The 7,755-nt window shown below is 43.8% G+C and carries 5 protein-coding genes and 2 tRNA genes; all 7 read right to left on the reverse strand.

Going from position 1 to position 7,755, the window contains the following annotated elements:
* Positions 1-233, reverse strand: a 233-nt coding sequence (locus NZ896_05905) for a PAS domain-containing protein (GenBank protein ID MCS7116987.1), incomplete at its 3' end; no start/stop codon positions are given.
* Between the two features lie 475 nt (positions 234-708).
* A tRNA-Leu gene (locus tag NZ896_05910) sits at positions 709-820 on the reverse strand.
* An 83-nt stretch (positions 821-903) separates the two neighbouring features.
* Positions 904-3,018: a vitamin B12-dependent ribonucleotide reductase gene (locus tag NZ896_05915; GenBank protein ID MCS7116988.1), complete on the reverse strand. Its 2,115-nt coding sequence runs from the start codon at positions 3,016-3,018 to the stop codon at positions 904-906.
* 355 nt (positions 3,019-3,373) lie between these two features.
* Positions 3,374-3,447, reverse strand: a tRNA-Ile gene (locus tag NZ896_05920).
* Between the two features lie 144 nt (positions 3,448-3,591).
* Complete coding sequence (locus NZ896_05925) at positions 3,592-4,842, reverse strand: M20 family metallopeptidase (GenBank protein MCS7116989.1); 1,251 nt, start codon at positions 4,840-4,842, stop codon at positions 3,592-3,594.
* A 137-nt stretch (positions 4,843-4,979) separates the two neighbouring features.
* Positions 4,980-6,890 (reverse strand): 1,4-alpha-glucan branching protein GlgB, encoded by a 1,911-nt coding sequence (glgB, locus tag NZ896_05930; protein MCS7116990.1) that lies wholly within the window; start codon positions 6,888-6,890, stop codon positions 4,980-4,982.
* 53 nt (positions 6,891-6,943) lie between these two features.
* Positions 6,944-7,612, reverse strand: a complete 669-nt coding sequence (locus tag NZ896_05935; GenBank protein MCS7116991.1) for a diphthine--ammonia ligase — start codon at positions 7,610-7,612, stop codon at positions 6,944-6,946.
* Positions 7,613-7,755 lie beyond the last annotated feature (143 nt).

Below are 7,755 nucleotides of genomic sequence, written 5' to 3' on the forward strand. Positions count from 1 at the left end.
TTACCTTTCTTGAATGCATCCAAAATCTTATTCACTACATGGATACTCTTTTGAGGATGGCAAAGCTGAACCTTCCTCCCAATGACAGCTTTCGTTCGAATGAAGATTCTTTTTTCAGCTTTATTGAAGTACTTCACTATATCTTCTCCATCTACAAAAGTTATTTCGATCGGGATTGTGTTTAATATAGCCTCGATCTCTTCTTTTGATAACATCCCTGTCTCGAATTGCAAACTCCCTTTATCTAAATCCACTTCTTCAGCCCTCTTTATTTCAACTTAATTTCTTGTGGCGGTATTCCTGAATGTAGCTCTTTAATCAATTTCTTTAAAAATTTCTTCTTTTCTTCAGCTATTCCCAATAATTTTTCCCTTTTGCCTTTTACTACGTATTAAACATCTGAGTTAGACTATTAATCCATCTTATAAGATAAAAGATAATCCTTTTGATAAGCGTTGATAACACCCTTCGAACCAGATACTTTTATCGTACTATCATCACGATCCTACTATCTCTTATGAAGAATATTCAATGGTATATGGATGTGATCGATCTATAACATGGCTCAAGACGATAAATTTTGGCTCATGAAGTATCTTAAGGTTTATGGAATGCTATGGGATGCTATGAGATGCGGGGGGTGGGATTTGAACCCACGAACCTTCACCGTGATTACATTCTAAAGTGCCAACCATCTTCACACTATATTGGTGCGGGGGGTGGGATACTCGCCCACCTAGTGAGTGGGTTTCGAACCCACGAACCCCTAAGGGACGAGGTCCTAAGCCTCGCGCCTTTGACCAGACTTGGCGACCCCCGCCAATAATTACATGTTTATTATCTCCTAAAAATCTATTTACATAAAGATAAAGATGCTTCCTTTCTACTCCTAAAATTCTGAAGTTAGTATATGTTGCAAATACCAGCGGTCGGGCATCCACCAGAGTATTCAGAATCCGCACCTACAAACTCTAACGTATCACCCCTCTCCCTTCTTAACTCTGAACCGATGTATAGTACTTGTTCAGGCTTGCTCCCGTACCGATACACCGTAATCCCTTTACACTTCAACTTATAAGCGAGTATAAAGATCTTCTTTACATCTTCAACGGATGCCTCACGGGGTAGATTGACAGTTTTGGATACAGCGTTATCTACGTACTTCTGAAAGGCAGCCTGCATCTTCACATGCCACTCGGGCGCTATATCAAAAGCCGTCACAAATATATTCTTCACATCCTCCGGTATCCCTTTGATATTTTGTATCGAACCTCTCTTCGCGATCTCTCTCATCAATTCTTCACTATAAAAACCCCTCTCCTTCGCTACAGCCTCAAAGTACGGATTGACCTCCAACAACCTGGTACCTTCCAACACATTTCTGATGAATGAGATTGCAAATATGGGCTCTATACCATTCGTACAGCCTGCGATGATCGATATGGTACCCGTAGGTGCTATCGTGGTCAGGGTGGCGTTGCGCATCGCATCGTATCCTCTCTCCTTCCATACACTCTTCTCAAAATTTGGGAATGACCCCTTCTCCTCTGCCAGCTCTACAGAGGTCTTTCTAGCCTCATCAGATATGAACTTCATAACCTTCTCAGCCCATCTCAATCCTTCATCCGAATCGTACCTGACCCCCAACTGGACGAGCATATCGGCGAAGCCCATAACACCCAGACCGATCTTTCGATTCCCTTTTGTCAATTCTTCGATCTGAGGTAACGGATACTTATTAACATCGATCACATCATCGAGCATACGTACACCTATTCGCACCACCTCCCGCAACCTATCCCAGTCCAAATCCCCATCCTTCACCATCTTGGCAAGGTTGATACTGCCCAGATTACAAGATTCGTAGGGTAGCAGGGGCTGTTCACCACAAGGATTGGTACTCTCGATCCTCCCCAGACTGGGTGTAGGGTTATGCCGATTTATTTCATCTATGAAGATGATGCCAGGATCGCCAGTCGACCAGGCCATCGTCGCCATCAAATTGAAGACCTCACTTGCGTTTAACTTACCCACAACCTCTCCATTTCTAGGGTTGATAAGGTCGTAATCTTCACCCCTGAAGACCTTCTCCATAAATTCATCGGTCACGGCTACCGAGATGTTGAAATTATTCAATACACCGATTCTGGATTTTACGGTGATGAATTCGATGATATCGGGATGGTCCACCCTCAAAACTCCCATATTCGCACCCCTCCTCTTACCACCCTGCTTAATCACTTCTGTCGCCGCATCGAATACCTTCATAAATGATACCGGTCCAGATGCTACACCCCTTGTAGACCTTACGATATCTCCACGGGGGCGGAGGTTTGAGAATGAGAAGCCAGTCCCACCACCACTCTGGTGTATCAAAGCCATGTACTTGATCGCATCGAAGATCCCCTTTATCGAATCCTCTACAGGGAGTACAAAGCATGCGGATAGTTGACCTATCTCCGTACCGGCATTCATCAATGTCGGTGAATTGGGAATAAATTCCAAATTTCTCATAACCGTATAGAATTCATCTTCAAACTTTGAGACATCTTGATATCCGTAGAGCTTTTCAGCGAGAGCGACCGCTCTTGCAACTCTACGGAACATCTGACTCGGCGTTTCAATAACCTTACCATTCAAATCCTTTAAGAGATACCTCTTCTCCAAGACGCTTATCGCATTCACACTCAGCTTCAAATCATCTTCTACACCGAAGAAGCGCTTTGCTTCACGGACCTCGCTCCTCTTCTTACGGTACAGGATGTAGGCTTTGGATACATCATCGAACCCGTTCTTGATCAAGACCCTCTCTACGATATCTTGGATATCCTCTACAGATGGTATCTTACCAGCGAAGTTCTTTTCGACCTCCATCGTAACCTGGCGTGCGAGTTCCTTAGAAACCTCTCCATCTTTACGCCCGACTGCGTTGAAGGCCTTCAGTATCGCATCTGCGATCTTCTTCTCTTGAAATGGCTCGATCCTTCCATCCCTCTTCCTAACGCTCGATACCACCATCTTCAAGACATCCTACGGTATATTAGAAGTGGTTGCATAAATATTAATGGATAAGGCATAGAGAAATTAATATGATGGGTTTAGAGGATGGCTCTGAATTGATATCTGGAATAGAGTTTTTAATCATATCATTATAACGATATTGCGATATTTGAAGAACCTCTAACCTTGAGTACTGGATGTAGAGATACTTTACGTAAAAGGATCTTTTCACGATAGAATCATCAGATTATACGCCTCAAAAACTTCTGGTATAGAAGGCAGAGCCATGCCTCACATTCTATAAAGCTTATCGTATCGCTCATCGGTTAAAAATTCTTAACTGGTTAACTGGTTAAGAATTAACTTTTGTAGGTGGGCCCGGTGGGCTTCGATCCCACGACTAACTGGTTATGAGCCAGTCACTCTACCAGGCTGAGTTACGGGCCCATCCCTCCTGTGAATTCTTGGAGAGCTAGGATTTCTATAATAAAAGGTCATATAAGCAGAATTTAAAGTTGATGGTTAAAGATGAATTTTAATAAGAATTGATTGCCTTGATATTTATCCGATCCTAAGCGATTGAGCAAACCTTCATGCATCCTGGGCCATAAAGTTAGTTACTAACGCTACGAAGACCTTCGTGGCTACGATTATATCATCCAGCTCTACATATTCATCGGTGGTGTGAGAACCTTCAATCTTACCCGGACCGTACATGATCCCCTTCGAGCCTTTAAAGATATAATAGCCAAGGTCCGTCCTCCCAAGGGATAGGCCCACTCTTGGATCTTTACCAATAATACCTTTGATACACCCACATGCAAATCTCACGATCTTTGAATCGATGGGTATGGCTGCAGCTGGAATATTGGTTATGATATTTACATCGATTTCAGCCCCGACCTCCTTCGCAGACTCGATCAGGATGTGTTTCAATTCTTCTTCAACCTCAAGTGGGTCTTCTTCGGGGATCGTCCTCCTATCGATACTGAAGATAAATTCACCTGGCACGATACTCTCCTTTCTACTCGTCGATTCCGCATACCCGCCTAAATTGATCGTCGGGTATAGACCTTTAGGCACATCCACCGGATAAGTGGTCCTTCTCGATGATAGAATCTTTTCATATCTATCTTTGAACTTCACGATCAGCTCAGATGCCTTCACAAATGCATTATCGCCAATCCAAGGCATACTGGCATGGGCCTGTCTACCCTTGATCTTGACCATGCCACGTACGAGCCCCTTGTGCCCTATTGCCAACCGATCGATACCTGAAGGCTCTGCGACCACCACGTAATCTGGTATTACATTACACTCTTCAACCAGGTACTTTGTACCGATACCACTCGACTCCTCATCGGGCACAAAAGCGACCTCTAACGTACCATTCGAAATAAGATCGAACTTCACCAACACCTTCAACATCATCAGTATCGAGGTTATCCCGCCCTTCATATCATTCGCCCCTCTACCGTATACCTTCCCATCGATGATCGTAGGCTTAAAGGGGTCGAACCTCCACCCACCACCAGCCGGAACTACATCGTAGTGCCCGTTGAAGTGTAATCTAGGCCCCCTATTACCAAGCCTACCGTAGACTATCAACCTTCTATGCCCCTTATGCTGTGGCGAATACGGATAATGCCTATCCAAGTAAGAATCGGGTATCTCTATCAGATCCACATCGAGGCCGATACCTTCGAGCTCATCCTTCAAGAAGTTAGCGGCATCCACGTACATCCCTCCCGGTGGGTTTACAGTTGGTATTGATATCAACTTGCCTAGAGTAGATATCGCATACTCTTTAAGCCCCTCTACATAATCCGAGACCTTCTTCATCATACGTAATTTAGAATTAGAGTAAATATTTATCTAATTTATCTAAAATTATCTAAATCTAATTCCAACCCTAAAGGTATCCTTCTTCACAAAGAGTGGATAACAGATTGGACCTTCAGAATATGGAATCGCTACCTCTATTCGCTACACTCGCTCTTAAAGTACAAACATGCCAATGGCGGTAGTGTGAGCGTAATAGAGTAATCCCTTCTATGGAATGGAATTCGAACGGCCTCCACACCACCCAGATTTCCCAGACCACTCCCGCCGTAGTATTCAGAGTCTGTATTCAGTAACTCTCTCCAGAATCCCTTTCTAGGCGAACCTACTCTGTAGCCGATTCTGGGGACTGGGGTAAAGTTGCAGACTATGAGCATAACTTCGTCAGATTCTCGATCCCTTCTAATGAAGCTTATAACACTCTGCTCCCAATCGTTGAAATCGATCCACTCGAAACCATCTGGGCTGAAATCGGACCTATGTAGAGCCCTCTCTCTTCTATATATGCTGTTCAAATCCCTCACCAACCTCTGCAGCCCTTGATGTTTAGGATATTCGAGGAGGTGCCAATCGAGGCTCCTGTCATGGTTCCACTCCGACCATTGGCCGAACTCCCCTCCCATGAAGAGTAGCTTCTTACCGGGATGGGCGTACATATAACCAAATAATAACCTCAAATTGGCGAACTTCTGCCAATCATCCCCGGGCATCTTGTTGATTAGAGAGCCTTTACCATGCACGACTTCATCATGTGATAAGGGTAAGATGAAGTTCTCAGAAAAAGCGTACCAGATGCTGAAGATGAGCTGGTTATGATGATACTTTCTATATATGGGATCCTTAGATAGATAGTTGAGAATATCGTGCATCCAGCCCAGATTCCACTTCATCCCAAAGCCTAAACCTCCCACGTACGTTGGTTTAGATACCATCGGCCACGCTGTAGACTCTTCAGCGATCACCTGCACATCTGGGTAGTATCTATAAATCGCTTCATTCAGATCCCTAAGGAAAGATATGGCCTCAAGATTCTCCTTCCCGCCATATATATTTGGAACCCATTCACCTTCTCTACGTGAATAATCTAAGTATAGCATGGATGCAACGGCATCGATCCTGAGACCATCGGCGTGGTACTTATCGAGCCAGAAGAGCGCATTACTTATCAGGAAAGATCTCACTTCATTCTTACCGTAATCGAAGATGTAACTATTCCAGTCGGGGTGGTAACGCTTCCTCCAATCTTCATATTCGTATAGGTGAGTACCATCGAAGTAGACCAAGCCATATCCATCCGTAGGGAAGTGTGATGGGACCCAATCGAGTATAACGCCTATTCCATGTTGGTGTAATTGGTCGATGAGGTACATGAGGTCTTGAGGTTTACCGTACCTACTCGTCGGTGCGTAGTAGCCCGTAATCTGATACCCCCAGCTACCATAGAATGGATGCTCCATGACTGGCATGAACTCGACGTGTGTAAAGCCCATTTCTTTCACATATTTGGGCAGATGGTGTGCCATCTCTCTATAAGTTAACCATCGATCATCCTCCTCTGGTACTCTCCTCCACGATCCCAGATGGACTTCGTATATGGAGAATGGTGCATCGAGAGAATTGTACTCTCTTCTATTCTTCATCCATTCATCATCCTTCCACTCATAATCTAGGCTCCATACGATCGATGCGGTCTTTGGAGGTACTTCAAAGTAGTATGCGAAAGGATCGCTCTTATCGGCCCAATAATTACGATTCTTAGAGATTATTCGATACTTGTATAATGTGCCTTCATCCACTCCAGATATATAGCCTTCCCATATACCAGATCCATCTGGGCGAGGGGAGAGGGGATGGGATTCCGGATTCCATTCGTTAAAACTTCCCATTACGTATACATTGGATGCGTTCGGTGCCCAGACGGCGAAGTATGTACCAACCTTACCATCCATCTCAACGATGTGCGAACCGAACTTCTCATAAAGTCTGTAATGTCTGCCCTGCTTGAATAAGTATACATCGTAATCTGTTATCAACGTATAATCGCTCAACGACCCTTCACTCGAATTCGTAATATCCCAACGATCTAATAACCTTTGAATCTTTAAAACTCCTTATCCTTTAAGATAAGGTTTGAGATATCTAAGGACCAATAACCATCCTTTAACGATTTTTTACCAAGACTTATCATTAAGCGCTTTCTGAATATTGGGCCATCTATAACGAATGTATGGTATTCACCAAATTCTCCACAGAGATCGATCCTATCCCTAAGTCTACTCAAATCTCTGATGAAGTTCCTATCTATCCTTCTTCCGACCCATCCTTCATCGAATAGATCAGCCCTTGCGCTGATCACGATCGCCTCAAACCCCTTCGATACGAAGGTATCGAGGATCTCTATGGGATCTCTATTCCACAAAGGGAAGTATGGTAAGATGCCCAATCTATCACAGAGCTTCTCTATCCAACTCCTATGCTCTTCTAGGTGAATATCTCCAAAGACCGCTCCACTCACATTCACCTTCTTTAATCTGTTGATTACATCTTCAACATCCTCTCTATACATACCCCATGTGGTCTCCTTTTGAATGAATGGTAGACCAATCGCTCGTAATTGAGCATGTATCGATTCAGGACCTCCATGAAGGTGGGGTCTATCTTTCACTGTAAAGTTGAGGAGATAAGAGATCGTTAGACCGTGCAGAGTAGCTTCATAACATGCCAAGCAACTATCCTTCCCACCACTCCAGAATACAACGACGTTACGCACGTTGCAATCGCATCTTAAATTTTACTCAGCATTATTTTACTTTTGTCGATCATATCATATCATATCATATCATATCATATCATTCGATAAAGATCCTTCATTATAGATGATGTCACGATAAAGCTTGACCTTTCTGTCTAGAT

It is taken from the genome of Nitrososphaerales archaeon, assembly GCA_025058425.1.
Classification (GTDB): domain Archaea; phylum Thermoproteota; class Nitrososphaeria; order Nitrososphaerales; family JANXEG01; genus JANXEG01.

What these genes read in the sequence shown, in the direction of transcription:
- NZ896_05915 (MCS7116988.1), bottom strand. Translation starts at nt 3,018, where the DNA reads ATGGTGGTATCGAGCGTTAGGAAGAGGGATGGAAGGATCGAGCCATTT.
- NZ896_05925 (MCS7116989.1), bottom strand. Translation starts at nt 4,842, where the DNA reads ATGAAGAAGGTCTCGGATTATGTAGAGGGGCTTAAAGAGTATGCGATA.